General features: G+C 66.3%; 13 protein-coding genes and 1 pseudogene. 8 read left to right on the top strand and 6 right to left on the bottom strand.

Annotation, left to right across the window (positions count from 1 at the left end):
* Window positions 1-13 precede the first annotated feature (13 nt).
* From LN251_RS20435 to LN251_RS20450, 4 genes are all read right to left on the bottom strand, one after another.
* Window positions 14-523 (bottom strand): SH3 domain-containing protein, encoded by a 510-nt coding sequence (locus LN251_RS20435; RefSeq protein WP_458245661.1) that lies wholly within the window; start codon window positions 521-523, stop codon window positions 14-16.
* Window positions 524-591: 68 nt separating this feature from the next.
* A complete protein-coding gene (locus LN251_RS20440) occupies window positions 592-1,860 on the bottom strand; it encodes an ATP-binding protein (RefSeq protein ID WP_458245662.1) in 1,269 nt (422 codons plus the stop codon).
* Window positions 1,857-2,576 carry a hypothetical protein gene (locus LN251_RS20445; RefSeq protein WP_458245663.1) on the bottom strand — a complete coding sequence of 240 codons (720 nt, stop codon included), beginning with the start codon at window positions 2,574-2,576 and terminating at the stop codon, window positions 1,857-1,859. The genes LN251_RS20440 and LN251_RS20445 overlap by 4 nt, the downstream gene beginning before the upstream one ends.
* A gap of 81 nt (window positions 2,577-2,657) precedes the next feature.
* A complete protein-coding gene (locus LN251_RS20450) occupies window positions 2,658-3,164 on the bottom strand; it encodes a protein-tyrosine phosphatase family protein (protein WP_458245664.1) in 507 nt (168 codons plus the stop codon).
* 108 nt (window positions 3,165-3,272) lie between these two features.
* Here LN251_RS20450 and LN251_RS20455 point away from each other — a divergent pair, with 108 nt between their 5' ends.
* The gene (locus LN251_RS20455; RefSeq protein WP_458245665.1) at window positions 3,273-4,076 is read left to right on the top strand and encodes a nuclease-related domain-containing protein; all 804 of its coding nucleotides are present in this window, start codon (window positions 3,273-3,275) and stop codon (window positions 4,074-4,076) included.
* A gap of 26 nt (window positions 4,077-4,102) precedes the next feature.
* Here the strand turns inward: LN251_RS20455 and ligD are convergent, their stop codons facing one another.
* Window positions 4,103-4,984 (bottom strand): non-homologous end-joining DNA ligase, encoded by an 882-nt coding sequence (ligD, locus tag LN251_RS20460; RefSeq protein ID WP_458245666.1) that lies wholly within the window; start codon window positions 4,982-4,984, stop codon window positions 4,103-4,105.
* Between the two features lie 62 nt (window positions 4,985-5,046).
* Between ligD and ku the strand changes: the two are divergent.
* The 3 genes and pseudogenes from ku (at window position 5,047) to LN251_RS20475 (ending at window position 10,333) form a co-directional block, all read left to right on the top strand.
* Window positions 5,047-6,124, top strand: a pseudogene (gene ku, locus LN251_RS20465) (non-homologous end joining protein Ku).
* 1,324 nt (window positions 6,125-7,448) lie between these two features.
* Window positions 7,449-8,579: a hypothetical protein gene (locus LN251_RS20470; RefSeq protein ID WP_458245667.1), complete on the top strand. Its 1,131-nt coding sequence runs from the start codon at window positions 7,449-7,451 to the stop codon at window positions 8,577-8,579.
* 317 nt (window positions 8,580-8,896) lie between these two features.
* Entirely contained in the window at window positions 8,897-10,333 is a 1,437-nt protein-coding gene (locus LN251_RS20475; RefSeq protein ID WP_458246759.1) for a DNA phosphorothioation-associated putative methyltransferase, read from the top strand.
* Window positions 10,334-10,339: 6 nt separating this feature from the next.
* Here LN251_RS20475 and dndA read toward each other — a convergent pair whose 3' ends face one another.
* A complete protein-coding gene (gene dndA, locus LN251_RS20480) occupies window positions 10,340-11,494 on the bottom strand; it encodes a cysteine desulfurase DndA (protein ID WP_458245668.1) in 1,155 nt (384 codons plus the stop codon).
* A gap of 246 nt (window positions 11,495-11,740) precedes the next feature.
* Between dndA and dndB the strand changes: the two genes are divergently transcribed.
* From dndB to dndE, 4 genes are read left to right on the top strand one after another with little or no spacing between them, the layout of a single operon-like run.
* A complete protein-coding gene (gene dndB, locus LN251_RS20485) occupies window positions 11,741-12,880 on the top strand; it encodes a DNA sulfur modification protein DndB (RefSeq protein WP_458245669.1) in 1,140 nt (379 codons plus the stop codon).
* Window positions 12,877-14,457, top strand: a complete 1,581-nt coding sequence (gene dndC, locus LN251_RS20490) for a DNA phosphorothioation system sulfurtransferase DndC (protein WP_185806362.1) — start codon at window positions 12,877-12,879, stop codon at window positions 14,455-14,457. The genes dndB and dndC overlap by 4 nt, the downstream gene beginning before the upstream one ends.
* A complete protein-coding gene (dndD, locus tag LN251_RS20495) occupies window positions 14,444-16,471 on the top strand; it encodes a DNA sulfur modification protein DndD (RefSeq protein WP_458245670.1) in 2,028 nt (675 codons plus the stop codon). The genes dndC and dndD overlap by 14 nt, the downstream gene beginning before the upstream one ends.
* Window positions 16,461-16,841 (top strand): DNA sulfur modification protein DndE, encoded by a 381-nt coding sequence (gene dndE / locus LN251_RS20500; RefSeq protein WP_458245671.1) that lies wholly within the window; start codon window positions 16,461-16,463, stop codon window positions 16,839-16,841. Before dndD ends, dndE begins: the two co-directional genes overlap by 11 nt.
* The last annotated feature ends 340 nt before the right edge of the window (window positions 16,842-17,181 follow it).

Genomic DNA, 17,181 nt, shown 5'->3' on the forward strand with positions numbered 1-17,181 from the left:
TGACCTCAGGGGTTCAGCACCAGCGTGGCGTGGCCCCGATGGTGGCGATGTAACGGGCCGACCCCCAGGCCCAGGTGCCGTCCGTGAGGAGGTACCAGAGGTGGTTGCCCTGGACGCTCTGGCCGTTGGTCTTGCAGAAGATCGAGACGTGCTCGCCGCGGTGGGCCACGCGGATCACCTGGCTGCCGCGGTTGGGCGCGCTGCGCAGGAGCAGTTCGCTCGCGGTGACGACGCCCCGGTACAGCCGCTCGTCGTGCCGGCCGTCCTGATCGCCGCCGCCGTTCCAGCTCTCGGTGCCGCCCGACGTCTGGTCGCCGCCGCCGTTCCAGCTCTGGGTGCCGCTCGACGTCTGGTCGCCGCCTCCTCCTCCGCTCCAGCCGTCGTCTCGGCCGGCCGTCTGGCCGTCGCCCGTGCCGCCCCCGTCGTCGGCGAGCGCGGGGGTGGCGGCGGAGGCGAGGAGGGCGGCGGTGGCGGTCGCTATGGCGAGGCGGGTGAGGGCGCCGCGGGGGGAGCGCAGGGACATGGATACCTCCACGAAAGGGGCGAACCTGACTATCCGCCACGTTAGGAGGAATGCCGCGGGGCCGCCCGTCACGTTGGGCCGTCGGGGACGGCCGGGTCGTGAGGGAGCGTCAGGACCGCCACCGCGCCGCCGTCCGGCGCGTTGGCGAACTCCAGCCGCGCGCCGAGCACCTCCGCCTGCCCCACCGCGATGGTCAGCCCCAGCCCGTGCCCCGTGGCCCCGCCCTCCGTCCGGAACCGCTGCGGGCCGTGCTCCACGAGGTACTCCGGGAACCCGTCCCCGTGGTCCCGCACGGTCACCACGGGCCCGTCCACCGTCACCGACACCGGCCCCCGCCCGTGCCGGTGCGCGTTGGCGACCAGGTTGCCCAGCACCCGCTCCAGCCGCCGCCGGTCGGTCTCCACCCGCACGTCCCGGACGACGGCGATCTCGGTGTCCGTACCCGAGGCCCGCACCACCCGGACCGCGAGCGCACCCAGCTCCTCGGTGTCCACCTCGAGCTTCTCCCGGCCGGCGTCCAGCCGGGAGATCTCCAGCAGGTCCTCGGTCAGCGTCCGCAGCGCCGCCACCCGGTCCCGCACCAATTCCGTGGGCCGCCCGGGCGGCAGCAGCTCGGCCGCCGCGTGCAGCCCGGTCAGCGGGGTGCGCAGCTCGTGCGCCACGTCCGCGGTGAACCGCTGCTCGCTCAGCAGCTTCCCCTGCAGCGAGGCCGCCATCGAGTCCAGCGCGGCGGCCACCGCGCCCACCTCGTCCTGCGGCCGCGTCCCGTCCTTCGTCCGCGGATCGCCGACCCGCGCGTCCAGGTCACCGGCGCTGATCCGGCGCGCCACCGTCGCCGTCGCGTGCAGCCGCCGCGTCACCCGCGTCACCGCGAACGCCCCCACCAGCAGCGTCACTCCGATCGCCAGCCCCGAGGACCACAGGATCGCCCGGTCCAGCCCCGCGATCGTGCGCGACTGCTGCGCGTAGTCGACCTCGACGGCCAGCGCCCGGTTCCGGTCGGCGGGACCGGCCGCCCACATCGTGGGATGTCCCTGGTGCCGGGAGACCATCGTGCCGCGCTCGCCGTCCACCGCCAGCTCGCGCAGCTTCGGCGGCAGCCCCGGCGGATCGACGCCCGCGCCCGGCAGCAGCGTGTCCCCGGCCTGGTAGGCCCGCGTCGCGTCCGTCAGGCGCGACAGCGCCAGGTCGCGGGCCTGGCCGACGGTCTGGTTCGTCACCGAGACGTGCACGAGGACGCCCAGCAGCGCGGCCAGCGCACAGCACATCACCGCGATGAACACCGCGGCCTTCACGGCGAGCGTGCCGGCCCACTGGGGCAGTGCGAGCCTGCTCACGGGGTCACCGAGGGGGTCGGCTGTCCGGTGTGCCCGCGGTCGTGCTCTCTCCTGCCGATGTGCAGCATCTCGTCGTGGGTGAGCAGCATCACCTTCTGCTCGGGGTCCCAGGTCCACTGGAAGCGGTACTCGTAGTCCGCGAGGTCGGACGGCGCGTGGATGATCACCGACCGCCCGGCCAGCTCGACCCCGCTGACGGCGTCGTTGTTGGACATCACCTGCACCACCCGGCCGGCCTCGACCGTGTACACGCGTACGGCCGTCTGGTTGCCGGGCAGCAGCCGGAAGCCCAGCGTCAGCTCCGGCTTCCCGTCCCCCGTCAGGTCCCGGTAGTAGGCCTTGAGCAGCGGGCACCCGCTGCCGGCGGGCTTCCTGCCGCAGTCGGCCATCCGGCGGGCCGTCACGCGGTACGGCGCCTTCGACCCGGCGTAGTCGCCCGGATGCTGGGCGATCTCCCGCCGTACGAGATCCACCGGCGGCACCTGACGGATGTCGCCGTCGGGTGCGGTGAGGTGCATGGCCTCGGCCTCGCCGTTGTCGTAGTCCCAGGCCGGACTGGAGGCGGGGGCGAGGTTCGGCCACAGCTTCGCCGGGCTGGTCGCGGTCGGCGTCGACCCGGCCCCCTCCAGCCCGCCCGCGTCACCGCAGCCGGCCGCGGTCACCGCCAGCAGCGTGACGGCGACCGCGGCGAGGACGGTGCGCAGAGGGCGGGGCACGGGACTCCTGTGACTGATCCTGTGGCTGAGAACGATCGGTGGCCCAGTACACCCTATGGCGCCGGAGAAACGATTACCTCGCTACTCGGCCAGCTCCTCCAGCAGCCGGGCCGTCGGCAGCCCGGCCCGCAGGTAGTCGACGAACAGGTCGTTGTGCAGCGCCCAGGGCGAGCGCCGGGCCCGGATCAGCCGGATCGCCTCCTCCGTCGTGTGCCCGCGCCGCACCAGCGCGTGCGCGACCACCAGACCCGAGCGGTTGTACCCGTGGTAACAGCGGACGAGGACCGTGCGGCCCTCCTCCAGCGCCTCGCTCGCGGCCCGCGCCAGGCGGATCACCCCCGCGAGCTGCGTCCCGTCCAGCGGCCCGTCCGGAATGGGCCACACATGGTGCTCGACGCCCTGACCGGGACCGTATCCGGGCAGTCGCAACAGGGTCTGCACGAGATCGAACTCATCCCGTACGACGGCGGTCTCCAGTAGTCCGGTCCGGCTCCGGAACTCGTGCCCGCCCATCCACAGACCGGGCACGATCTCGTTCCAGGCGCTCTCCGGAGCCGGTACGTCGGGTTGTTTTCTGCGGGTACGCAATCACGCCTCCCCAACTCCCCTTCAGCGGGGCCCAACTGCTCTCAAAGGTAACCGGGTTCTTGCCGATGGAGCACCCCGCCTGTTCCCATGGTCGAGGGGTGATGGTGCATGAACGGACTGCGCGTCATACCGACCTGGCGACATGGTCAGGAGCGGCTCTACGTGAGCCGTACGGACGGCCGGAACATCGCCTGGTACGACCGTGAGGCGGCCAGGGTCAACCTGCTCAGCGAGGAGGAGAGGGACGAGGTACTGGAAGTGCTCGGCCCCTTCCTCACGGGCCCGGTGGCGGTGGGCCCGCCCCCGGTGCCCACGCCGGCCGAACTGGCCAGGCTCTCCCTCCACCCGGACGACGACCTGGCCCCCAACCGGCCCGGCGAGGCCCTGATCGTCTCCCTGGACCGCGACCCCGGCCCGCCCCACCGCCTGCGCCCGGACCCACGGCGCCGGGCCCTGGCGGCGGAACAGACGGTCGGCGACGCCCTCGACCGCCTCGACGGCGCGGGCTGGCACGCCCTGCACTCCGTCCCGCTCCCGGGCGGCGACCGCATCCACCACCTGGCGATCGGCCCCGGCGGACTGTTCGCCCTGCACACCCTGCCCGCCCGCAAGCAGCGGGTGACGATCGCGGACCCCATAGTCACCCTGGGCCGGCGCGACCCCCAGCCCCTGCTGCGCCGCGTCCGCGCCGACGCCGACCGCGCGTCCTACGCCCTGACCGCCGAGGTCCACCCGGTCCTGGTGCTGGTCGCCCCGGCGGACGTCTCGGTCCCCGCCCCACCCCGCGAGGTCCGCGTCCTGCGCGACACGGAGGTCGAGGGCCTGTCCCGCACGGGCGGCGTCCTGAAGCCGGCCGACGTGGAGGCGCTGCACGCGATGGCGAGGGATCGGGGGACGTGGGGGAGGGTGTGAGGGGCCGGTGGGGCCGGTGGGGCCGCTCAGGGAAGTGAGCCGGCGTTCGCTCGGTCGAGGAGCGGCACCAGCAGGTCGCCGTAGTCCTGGACGCGCGGGGCGATGTCCGGCGCGAGGAAGGTGAGCTGCCCCGGCGCCTCGCACTCCTCGATCTCGGTCCAGGTCACCGGCGCGGAGACCGTGGGCTCGGGGCGGGCGCGCAGGGTGTAGGGCGTGGCGGTGGTCTTGCGTGCCGCGTTCTGGCTCCAGTCGACGAAGACCTTGCCGGGCCGCAGGCTGCGGGTCATCCGGTGCAGGGCGAGCCGGGGCATGGCCCGCTCCGCCTCGACGGCGAGCCGCTTGGCGTAGTCGCTGACCTGCTCGGAGGGCGTCGGCCGTACGGCGGCCAGCAGGTGCAGCCCCTTGGAGCCGGAGGTCTTGACGCAGGTGTCGATCCCGTCGGCGGCCAGCCGCTCGCGCAGCCACAGGGCGACCTCGCAGCAGTCGACCACGGTGGCGGGCGCGCCGGGATCGAGGTCGAAGACGATCCGGTCGGCGACGCCCGGGTCCTGGATCACCCACTGGTGCGTGTGGAACTCGGTGACGAGATTGGCGGCCCACATCAGGGACGCCAGGTCCTGCACGAGCACCATCCGCGCGGGCCCCTCCGAGCGGGGCACCTCGGTGGTGGTGACCCAGTCGGGCGTACCGGGCGGCACGTTCTTGGTGAAGAAGACCTGACCGTTCGGCCCGTCGGGGTAGCGCAGGAAGGAGACCGGCCGATCCCGCAGGTGAGGCAGCAGCGCCTCGGCGTTGCCCGCGTAGTAGTGCAGCACCTCGGCCTTGGTGAACCCGGACTGCGGATACAGCACTTTCTCCAGGTTGCTGAGGGCGAGCCGTCTCCCCTCCACCTCCGTGATGGGCGTCATACGATGAGAATCTCACGCAAAGTGTGACAGAAGCCCACAAAGCGACCGAAAGGGTGCCGCAGGTGAGATCCATTTGGAACGGCGCCATCTCCTTCGGCCTGGTCAGCATCCCGATCAAGCTGGTCAACGCCACCGAGAGCCACTCCATCTCCTTCCGCCAGATCCACACCGAGGACGGCGGCCCGCATCCGCTACCGCAAGTTCTGCGAGGCGGAGGACAAGGAGGTCAGCGGGGCGGAGATCGGCAAGGCCTACGAGGACGCGGACGGGTCGATCATCCCGATCACGGACGAGGACCTGGCCCACCTGCCGCTCCCGACGGCGAAGACGATCGAGATCGTGGCGTTCGTGCCGGGGGACCGGATCGACCCGCTGCAGATGGACGCCGCGTACTACCTGGCGGCGGGCGGCGCCCCGGCCGCCAAGCCGTACACGCTCCTGCGTGAGGCGCTCAAGCGCAGCAACAAGGTGGCGATCGCCAAGTTCGCGCTGCGCGGCAAGGAACGGCTGGGCATGCTCCGGGTGGTCGGCGACGCGATCGCGATGCACGGCCTGCTCTGGCCGGACGAGGTACGGGCCCCCGAAGGCGTCGCCCCCGACACCAAGGTCACGGTCAACGACAAGGAGCTCGACCTCGCGGACGCCCTGATGGACACGCTGGGCGAAATCGACCTGACCGAACTGCACGACGAGTACCGCGAGGCACTGGAGGAGGTGGTCGCCGCGAAGGCGGCCGGCGAAGCCCCACCGGAGACCCCGGAACCGGCGAGGGGCGGCAAGGTGCTGGACCTGATGGCGGCCCTGGAGAAGAGCGTGAAGGCGGCGCGGGAGTCGCGGGGCGAGGGCGCGGCGGAGGAAGGGGCGGAGGAGAAGGCGGAGGAGGAGAAGGCGGAGGTCACGCGCCTCTCGGCCCGCAAGAGCTCCCGCTCGACCCCCAAGCAGACCGACGGGAAGAAGTCGACGTCGACGGCGAAGAAGACGGCGGCACCAGCCAAGAAGGCCACGGCCTCCACCCGGAAGTCGACGTCCAAGTCGGCACAGGGGACGAAGAAGACGGCAGCCGCCAAGAAGACGGCGAGTTCCTCGACGGAGAAGAAGACGGCAGCGAAAAAGACAACGCCCCGCAAACGCTCGGCGTGAACGAGAGACCGGGCCCGACGCGAAGGCTCGCCCCCGCCCGAGGGCCACGCACGTGGACACAACGCACCGCACCGCAACGCACTGCACCGCTACGCACCGCTAGGCACCTCGCTCCGCCGGAACCGCAGGCCAGGGACCGGGAGTGCTCACGAACGACGACTATCTCAGGCAACAGCCGAGCAACATCTTGAATGGTCACCCCATCATCCAACAGCACACGTCTGACACCCCAGCTTCCTGCCTAACCGGGCGACTGCCCAGCCAGCCCCGAGGACCGCTGGGGATCCCGTCCCAGACGTCGCCATACGGCCGCTCCGGACCGCGTACCACTGCACATACGCGATGACCCCGAGCTCAGCGTTCTCACTGGTGAAGGGCCCTTGGGTACGTCCTTCGAGGTTTCCCCGGCAGGATTCGAACCTGCGCACACGGCTCCGGAGGCCCCGCAGCCTTTGAGTGACGTCGCTGGTCAGGGCCACGTCTGCGTCCGACTGAGTGGGGCTCGTCCACGGATGGTCCACGGCCCTCTGCCGGAACAGTGCTCCGAGGACCGGTACCTCAAGCGACCGGGCTTCGCTTTCACGAGGTGGCTCGACGTTGTCCGGTCGACGGTCGAGATTACCGATGGCCACCATGGCCGGGCCCGCATCGCTTGTGCTGCTGCGCTGCCGTTCCGGGGCTTGGCTTGGTTACTCACGTACTCCGGGCGTAGGGCCGGCGTCTCGCCGTGGGTCCTTGGGGCGAGCGTGTTCTTGCTGCGCAAGCCGGAACGACGGAAGGCTGCCACCCAGTTCGGCGGGCAAGTTGCGGAAGTTATTGGCACTCAGCTCGCCGAAGCTGCTGCTATGGAACGGCGCGCGGTCTCGACGAACGGCGTAAGGTGGTTCTCCCTGCGCCGACGCGGGCGACGATCCGGCAGCAGTTAGCTATGAGCTTGGCGCGGCAGGCGGAGCCGTTGCTAACGGCCGCGATACACGATCTACTCGTTCAGTACCTTCCCAAGCAGTCGATCGTTAGCATTCAGGATGTGCGGGCTGTGCTGCGGGGAGGCTCGGGATTTCTCCAGGTGAAGCGCTACCGGTGGCAGTTCGGACGCGATGTAGCACAGCGACAGACCTGAACAAGTCAACCTCACAGAGGCGTGGTCGGCGCGATCAAGTCAATCCAGTCGGGGGGCAGTGTCCCAGACATGGCTGGACGAGTGCTCGGTTGGCTAGCAAGTAGTCGGAGTGTTTAAGCGGGACTAGTTGTGGGGGGATATGTGAGAGTCTGTTTTCTAATTAATGAAGATTGGGGAGCCGTCGGAACACACGGTTGGCTCACCATGAGGGAATCCCTGGTGCGAGCATATATGGAAGCGGTCCCGCGCCATAGGCGGCATGCTCGCTTTTCTGCCGGTACTCTTCCCTTGCGGCAGCTTGCCGAGGATTTGGGCAGTATAGAGGAGGCCGTAAATAGTGTGCTTGGCGAGCACTGGGCCGTCTGGAGCACTTTCCTCGGGCCGGATCTTGTCGAATGCGTGGAATCATTCGATATTGCTGGTGTGGGCGTGGAATCTATGTCACCTTCGGACGTACGCGCCATGCATGTCCGATTGCTGGAGACGCAGTGGTACCTCGGGGCAGTGCAAATTCGTCCAGAGATTCCATCACACTGGGCTACCTTCCTGAAGGGTATTCCAAGCAAGTTTCGGATCTTTCAAGAAAGCCTATATCTGTTTTACGTGGGATATGAGTTGGAAGTCGAGGATACTCGGGATCGCGTGGACTTCCGCGCTTGGGAGGAATCTGGCATCTTTTCTTCCGTTTGTTGGGAAGACTTGGGTGTGCGGGAAACCATCTTTGACCCATACGAGAACTGGGAACATTTTCGCAGGATCGGCGAGGCAGATGAACTTCTACACGGTCAGTTCTCCTCCGCACTCGGCGAAACCCTGATGCGGTGTTCGGATCTGGACCCGAACCTCACCCAGCGGCTTCATGCCGCCATTAAGGCATTCGAGGGTCATGAAACAGGAGAGGGTTTGGCGCATGCGGCGCTATCCTGTCGGCGGTTTACGGAGAGGCTTGCCGATTGCCTTTACCCTCCCCGCGATGGAAAGGTCAATGGGCGTAAGGTAGGCCAAGCAGAGTACAGGAACCGGCTATGGGCATACGTTGCAGATAACGTTACTTCTGATACCACCCGAGCGCTTATCATTGCGAACGTTGAAGACCTGGGTAATCGGATCGATAGACTTGACAGCCTCAGCAACAAAGGGCTTCACTCCAATGTGTCATCCGCCGACGTAAACCGGCTCTTGTTGTCGCTGATTATCGTAGCGCACGATTTGATGTCACTTCGTCCGCCCGACGGCAATTCTTCCTACGAGCCCTATACGGATTCTTTTATCGAGTTCTTCGCAGGACGCGTCTGGAATAAACAAGAGCACCGTCCCAAGGAAGATGAAGAATAATTGCAGGGCTCCTGATCGGGGTGCTTCCCGTGACCTTCGGCTCCGACGCCTTTGCCTCTCTCTGTAGCGCGGTCGTGGCGTGATCCTCAGCCGACGACATGGTTGGCCAGGCACCAGACGTCGCGTTGGGAAGTTTTCAGCTTGGGAAGCTGTTGCCCACATCAAACGGCGCAGCGCCGCCCCCTCGATATTGGTGGCTGGGTCTGCCCGGGCCTGCCGGCTGCTGACTCTCGATCGTCTTCAACGTTGCGAGCACGTGTAGGGCGAGTGTCTTCTACCCTGCTGATGGTGTTGTCGCCTGGATGCAGGTGTATGTGATGCAGCAAATGTGGGGTAGTGAGCGTCGACGGACGGCCATTGGGCGGATGACGCTGTCGGTGCCCGCGCGTCAGGCTCTGGCGGACCGCCAGTTGGTACCCGAGCGGACGATCCTCGACTATGGCTGTGGCCGTGGTGACGATGTCAGAGCTCTGCAGCAACTGGACTGCCAGGTGGCTGGGTGGGACCCGTATTACCGCTCCGATACGCAACTGGTTGCCAGCGACGTGGTGTTGCTGACATACGTCCTCAACGTGATCGAGAACCCAGCGGAACGTCGGCAGACCTTGCAGCAGGCGTGGGATCTAACCTCGACGCTGCTGGTTGTCTCAGCCCGGCTGACATGGGAGAAGTCAAAGGTCCACGGCCAGGCGTTCGGTGACGGCCTGCTCACGAGCCGACAAACTTTCCAGCATCTATATGCCGCGAGTGAGCTGCGGGAGTACGTGGAGCAGGTGACCGGCGCACGGGTGGTGGCGGCTGCGCCAGGGGTCATCTACGCGTTCCGGGACGAGGGCGCCCGTCTGAGCTATCTGGCGCAGCGTGTGATCCCAGATGCCGAGTGGCTCGCTTCCGAGGACACTGCATCAGCGGTGAGTGCGGTGGTGGACTTCTTCGAGCGAAAGGGACGTCCGCCGCGCATTGAAGAGATGCCGCGGACCGTCGCGGAGCTGTTGGCTCATCTGCGGCCCGGCGAGGTCAAGCGTCTCGTGCGGGATGGTGCTGATCCTGAGCGAGCCACTGCGGGGGCTAAGCGATCGACACTGAACACGTTGCTCTACCTGGCGGTGGAGCTCTTCAATGGCCGCGGACCGTTTGGCAGTTTGCCAGTGGGGCTGCAGGATGACGTACGTACGTTCTTCAGCTCCTATAAGGAGGCCTGTCAGCGGGCTGATCGACTGCTGTTGAAGCTCCGCGACGACGGTTACGTGCGCAACGCCATGAATGCCTCCGTCGCAGGCAAGGTGACCCCGACGGCGCTGTATGTGCATCGACGGACGCTGGAGCGGATCCCGACAGTGTTGCGCTTGTACGAGCACTGCGCATCGATCGCTGCCGGTCGCCCGGAACAGTGGACAGTGGCAAAGCTCAAACATCAGGGGCGAGCGGTGTCGTGGCTGGACTACCCAGACTTTGACGCAGACCCGCATCCGCGGATCCGATCCTCCTACATGGTGGACCTGCAGACGCTTCGGGCATCCCATCTCTCCTATGAGAGCTCGGCTAACCGCCCCTTGCTGCACCGCAAGCACGAGTTTCTGGCACCGGATGATCCGGACGTGCCGCGGTACCGGCGTTTGACCGAGTCTGAGATGCGGGCGGGGTTGTACGAACGGCCGCACCTGATCGGGACCGAGAACGGCTGGGAGGCCGAGCTTGTCAGGTGCGGCCGGCAGCTGCGCGGGCATCGGCTGGTGCGTCGCTCCGACGCGTAGGGCTGGTCAGCCTCCCTGAGGCTGCATGCTGGCGATGGTCTCGGCGAGCGGGAGGGGATCGAAGTCGGCGGCCTGGGAAGGGAACCAGGAAAGACGCAGTCCGTTGGCAGCCACCACGTCGTCCAGGCCCATCGCCTGAAGGACGTGGCTGGGCGTGTAGGAGGCGCTGGTGCAGGCCGAGCCGGTGGCGATAGCGACCTGGTCTTTGAGGCGGACGATGAGTGCTTCGGCACTCAGCTCATCGAAGCTGACGTTGAGGATGTGGGGGACGCTGTGGTCGGGGTCTCCGTTGAGGTGAAAGCGTGTCGTGCTGAGCGCAGCAAGGATGCGTTCGCGCATCGCCTTCGCCTCCCGCTCCCACGTTTCCCGCCTCTCGGTGAAAATCTTCGCGGCCTCGTACAGGCCCATGATCAATGGCACTGCGAGGGTGCCGGGACGCAGTTTGCGCTCCTGCCCGCCGCCGAACATGATCGGTTCAAGCGGCACCTTGTCCCATCCCCGTCGGCGGGTGATAAGAGCGCCGACGCCCTTCGGGGCGCCAATCTTGTGGCCGGAGATGCTGATCAGGTCGATGGGCGCCATCAGGTCGGCGGGAACCTTGCCGTAGCCCTGAGCAGCGTCGACATGCAGATAGGTGGGTGTGACGCGCAGCTTCTCGGCGAGTTCGGCGACCGGTTGGATGACGCCGGTTTCGTTGTTGACGTGCATCAGCGACACCGCCAGGGTATCCGGACGCAGCCGCTCCAGCACGGCGTCGGCGGTGATGCGGCCGCTGGGACCGGGGGAGAGGAAGTCGACCTCGAAGCCGCGGTTGTCGCGTAGGTGCGTCAGCGGCTCCAGTACCGCCTTGTGCTCGATGGCGGAGGTGATGATGTGCTTGCGGCCCGTGAGCTCGCCGTGCGGCGCCAACCCGAGCAGAGCGATGTTGTTGGACTCCGTCGCCCCGCTGGTGAAGATCACTTCTTCCGTCTTGGCGCCCACGGTGCCGGCGATGAAGGAACGCGCCTGCTGCACCGCCTTCTTGGCACGTGCACCGTATTCGTGGGTGCGGCTGCCGGCGTTGCCGAAGTCTTCAGTCATCCAGTGCAGCACCACCTCGGCAACCCGCGGGTCCACCCGTGTCGTCGCCGCCACATCCAGATACGCCACCACGGCGCTCACCCGCCTCTTTGGACACTCACATAACGGTCGTACGTCAAGTGGTTAACGTACACGCTGAGACCGCAGCGCACGAAGCAACTACCGCCAGTACGTCAACACCGTCCTCGGGGTGCTTGTTTCTCTGTCGCTTCGCCGACTGCAGACGCCTGGTCGAAGGCGTGTTACGTCATTCTGTGCATCTGAATACGTTGAAACAGGAGCGACGTACGTTTCTCTGGACACGTACGCGCACGCTAGAGTGCATGGGTGCAGACTGAAGTGGCGAGCAAAGCTGCGGGGCGGGCTGTCTCGCGGGTGTCTACTGGCTTTGAGTACACGTTCCCTGCGATCCGCGGGGTGCAGGCGGGGCGGGAGTTTTATGCGTCGATGTGCCCGTTGCGGCTCATCCCGAAGATCTTCCTCTTCGACGAAGATGATCTCTCCGCCGAGCTGAGAGCCCAGCGGGTCTTGAACAAGGGACGCCTGCCGGCGCTCGCCCGCTACATCCTGGACAACCCCGAGGACTACGTCTTCAGTGCCCTGACCGCCTCCGTGGACGGAGACATGGTCTTCGATAGCCAGGGAGTCGAAGGAGCCGCGCACCGTACTGGGCAGCTGCGCATCCCCATGGATGCACGCTTCCTCATCAACGACGGGCAGCACCGCCGCGCCGCCATCGAGCTGGCGTTGAAGGAAAACCCCGACCTGGGGGACGAGACCATCGCTGTGGTCTTCTTCCACGACACGGGACTCGCCCGCTCGCAGCAGATGTTCGCCGACCTCAACCGGCACGCCGTTCGTCCGGCGCGCTCGATCGGCGTCCTGTACGACCACCGGGACGCCAACGCACAAATCACCCGGACCCTCACTGAACGCTCGGCCATCTTCAAGGGCTTTGTGGAGATGGAGAAGAGCACCCTGTCCGCCCGCTCCCGCAAGCTGTTCACCCTCAGCGCCTTGTACTTCGGCAACCAGTCCCTGCTCCAAGGCCTCGAACTGCAGCAGGACGAGGCGACTGGGCTGGCGCAGTCGTTCTGGGAGGCCATGGACGCGGCGCTGCCCGAGTGGGCGATGGTGCGTGACAAGCAGCTGTCCGCGCAAGAGATGCGCCGGGACTTCATTCACAGTCACGGCATCGCCCTGCATGCGCTGGGCCGTATCGGCAACTCGCTGCTGCGCGAGTCCCTCAAGGTGACTGTGTGGAAGAAGCGTCTGGTTCCGTTGAAGCAGGTGGACTGGAGCCGGGCCAACGCCGACTGGGAGGGGCGTGCCATCGTTGGCGGCCGCGTCTCCAAAAGCCATCAAAACGTGACACTTACTGTTAATTACTTGCGTAAGCATCTGGGCCTGGAGCTGAGCCCGGAAGAACAACGCGTGGAAGACGCATACTTGCGAGGCGAGGCATGACCACCATCCCCCTCAATCTTGGGCTCACCCCCGTACGCCGCAAGCCCTTCAACGGGCGTTCGCTGGACGAGGTTGTCACCGAGCTCACCGAGGAGATCCGCGAGCTCTACACTGCCGACCAAGTGCCCTGGGTCATCGGCTACAGCGGAGGCAAGGACTCCACCGCGGTCCTGCAGTTGGTGTGGATGGCCCTCGCAGACCTGCCCGCCGAGCAGCGCACCAAGGCCGTGCACGTCATTTCCACCGACACCCTGGTGGAGAACCCAGTTGTCGCCGCCTGGGTCTCAGCCTCCCTGGGCACCATGCAGGACGCGGCACAGGCACAGAGTCTGCCGATCGAACCACACCGCCTCACGCCGGAGATAAAGGACACCTTCTGGGTGAACCTCATCGGCCGCGGCTATCCCGCCCCGCGCCCGAAGTTTCGCTGGTGCACCGAGCGACTGAAGATCAAGCCGTCGAACAGCTTCATCCGCAGCGTGGTCGCTGCCCACGGCGAAGCGATCATGGTGCTGGGCATCCGCAAGGCAGAAAGCCAAGCCCGCGCCCGCGCCATGGAAAAGCACGAGAAGCGACGCGTGCGCGACCGCCTCTCACCTAACGCCAACCTGCCTAACTCTCTCGTCTACAGCCCCGTTGAGGACTGGACTAACGACGATGTGTGGGAGTTCCTGATGCAGAAGCCCAACCCTTGGGGCTACAACAATCAGGACCTACTCACCATGTACCAGGGCGCCTCCGGGGACGGCGAATGCCCCCTCGTGGTCGACTCCACCACCCCATCCTGTGGCTCCAGCCGCTTCGGCTGCTGGACCTGCACCCTCGTCGAGCAGGACAAGTCCATGTCCGCCATGATCCAGAACGACGAGGAAAAGGAGTGGATGCTCCCCCTGCTGGATCTGCGCAACAAGCTCGATGCCCCCTTCGGTCACTACCAGGAGGGCGACCCCGACCTCCCACCCGGTCGCAAGGCACCGTTCCCGCGCCCCGACAAGCCGGCCCGTGACTTCCGCCGGATGAACGGCAAGGTCATGCTGTTCAACGACGGCGCCATCCACGGCCCTTATCTGCAGTCCTACCGCGAAGAATGGCTCAAGGATCTGCTCCAGGCGCAAACGTGGATCCGTGCCCACGCCCCCGAGCACGTGCAGAACATCGAACTCATCACGCTCGACGAACTCCATGAGATCCGCCGGATTTGGGTGTTCGACAAGCATGAGGTCGAGGACAGCCTGCCGCAGATCTACCAGGACGCCACCGGCGAGCCGTTCCCGGGTGGCCCGCTGGATGAGCAGCTTGTCATGGGCTCCGACGAGATGGATGTCCTCAAGCAGGTCTGCGACGGCGACGACCTGCACTACAACATGGTCCGCGAACTCCTCGCCGTCGAGCGGAAGTACCGCACCATGGCTCGCCGGTCCGGCCTCTTCCAGGCCCTCGAGCAAGCCGTGCAAAAGGGCTACTACGACAACCACGAAGACGCCGTGGAATTCGCTACACGCAAGAAAAAGTGGCGTGACGACATCGCCGAGAACCTGACCTTCGACGACGAAAACGAACTCGATGCTCCTGCGTAAGATCACCCTCGAAGAATTCGGGGCCTACCGCGGCAAGCAGTCTCTTGATCTCACCCCCAAGAAGAACAAGCCGATCATCCTGATCGGCGGGTTGAACGGGTGCGGCAAGACGACCCTGCTCGATGCCATCCAGCTGGCGCTCTACGGCAACCGCGCCCGCTGCAGCGGCCGCGGCACCAAGGCTTACGATGCCTACCTGCGTGAGAGCATCAACCGCAAGGCCGACCCCACCCGCGGCTCTGCCATCACTCTCGAGTTCACCGTCATGACCGGCGGGCACGAGCACTACTACCGCGTCGTCCGCAGCTGGCACATCAGCGGTAAAACCCTCAAGGAATTCCTCAACGTCTACGTCGACGACACCTACGGCGTACGCGCAAAGACGCAACGCAACGTGACGCCCGAGGGCAAGTTCAATCGGCTGTTGAGCGAGGGCTGGGCCGACCACGTCGAATCCCTCCTCCCCCTGGAGATCGCCTCCCTGGCCTTCTTCGACGGTGAGAAGATCGAATCACTGGCCGACCCCGAACGGGCCGCCTCCGTCATCGAGTCCGCCGTCCACTCCCTCCTGGGTGTGAGCACCGTCCAGCAGCTGCGCAACGACTTGCTGGCCCTGCAGCGTCGCCAGAAGCTGTCCGACGAAGAACAGCACCTGCTGGACAATATCCGCGCCCAGGAAGCCGAACGCGAAGCGGTGCTCTCCCAGTACGACATCGCCCATCAGGAACTCGCCCACTCCCGCACCGAGCTCGGTAAGGCGCAGCGCAAGCTGGACAGCCTGGAGAAGGCGTTCGCCGACGAGGGCGGCGATCTGTTCACTAGGCGCATCGAGTTGGAGAACGACAAAAAGCAGACCGCCGCCCGCCTGGCCCAAGTGCGCGGCGAGCTGATCCAGCTCGCCGCGGGCCCGCTGCCCCTGCTGATGGCCCAACCACTCCTGCAGGACGTGCGCCGGCAGGCCGAAAGGGAGCAGGAAGCCCAGCAGTCGGCACAGGTTCTGGAGGTACTCGAAGCGCGTGACCAGTGGTTGCTGGATCTGGTGCCCGACACCGTCCGCGCCGATGTGCTTAAGCAACTGGACGCCGACCGCGCCGAGCGTGCCGACAAGACGCAACTGCCAGTGGACCTACGCTTGCCGCACGACGCACTGGCTCAGCTCACCGTCTTGAATGAACTTCTCCATCGGGACGAGGAGCGCTCCCAGCAGCTACTGCGCAGCGCCGCAGAACTGACAGAACAACTCGACCAACTGGACCGGCAGCTCGCCGGCGTGCCCGCCCAGGACAAGGTCGAAGCCCTGCAAGTCGCCCGGGACGAGCAGATCGTGGAAGTCGCCCGCAGCCAAGCCGCGTGCGACCGCGCCACGGCCAAGCTGGAGGACCTCAAGCGACGCCGCGAGCACGTCACCACCCTGCTCGAACGAGCCCACAAGGAGTTCGTCCGCACCAAGGTCAAAGCAGAGGAGGTCGAGCGGATCATCAAATACTCTGAAAAGGCCCGCGACACTCTCGAACGCTTCGGCTCCGCCCTCCTCAAGCGGCACATCAGCCGACTCGAAGTGGCCGTCCTGCAGAGCTTCAAGGTCCTCATGCGCAAGCAAGGACTCGTGCACGACCTGCGCATCGACACCGATAAGTTCACCCTCACTCTCGCCGATGCCGACGGGGAGCCTATCGACCCCGCGCGCCTGAGCGCCGGCGAGCGTCAGCTCCTGGCCGTCTCCCTGCTGTGGGGCCTGATGCGGGTCGCCGGCAACCGCCTGCCCAGCGTTATCGACACCCCGCTGGGCCGCCTCGACAGCCGTCATCGCGAGCACCTCGTCGACCGCTACTTCCCCAACGCCAGCGATCAGGTCCTCCTGCTGTCCACTGACGAGGAGATCGACGAGTACCTGCTGGGCCGCATGAAGAAGTCCGTCGCCCAGACCTACACCCTCGTCCACGACGACACCGAGTTCACCACCGCTGTGGTCGAAGGCTACTGGTGGAACGCAGGAGCACAGCATGCCGGTTGACAACGTCCGCCTGTCTCAGCCAGCCAAGGACCGGCTGATCTACCTCAAGCGCACCACCGGCATCACCCAGTGGAACGTGCTCTGCCGCTGGGCGCTGTTGCTGTCCCTCAAAGACCCCTCGACTCCGCTGGTCAAGGACATCGTCACCGACTCCAATGTGGAGATGACCTGGAAGACCTTCGCCGGCCAGCACGGTGATGTCTATCTGGCCCTGCTCAAGCAGCGCTGCGTGGCGGTCGGGCAGGAAGTGTCCGATGAGAACGTCGCTCGCATGCTGACCGTGCACCTGCACCGCGGCATCGGATATCTGGGCGCGGACAAGCAAATGGCCACCATCGAAGGGCTAGTTGGCGCCGTCGTCACCCTCTGACGCGACCCTACTGATCCCCCAGGCAGGCCTCCCTGGGGGATCGGTGTATCCGAGCCTCGCGGAGGACCAGAGGGTTGCCTTGTAGGGCTGCCTAGCCCTACGGGTGAGCCAGTCGCGGACAGTTTCGCCTGTGGGTACCAGGCGGTTGGCCGGCGCTACTATCTCGCGCCCACAAGTCATCATGATTCGCCCACTATGTCGCTTTCACCGCGTGTTGTGGCAGGTCTCGGTGCCGTCAACTCCTTGCGGAGGGCGGCCAACGTGCGAGCTTCATGGCTACACAATAGGAATCCTGTTGAGCCGGGCTGGGCGGCTGGCACTCTAAACGTCTGGTGACCGA

It is taken from the genome of Streptomyces sp. MAI_2237 (assembly GCF_054189285.1).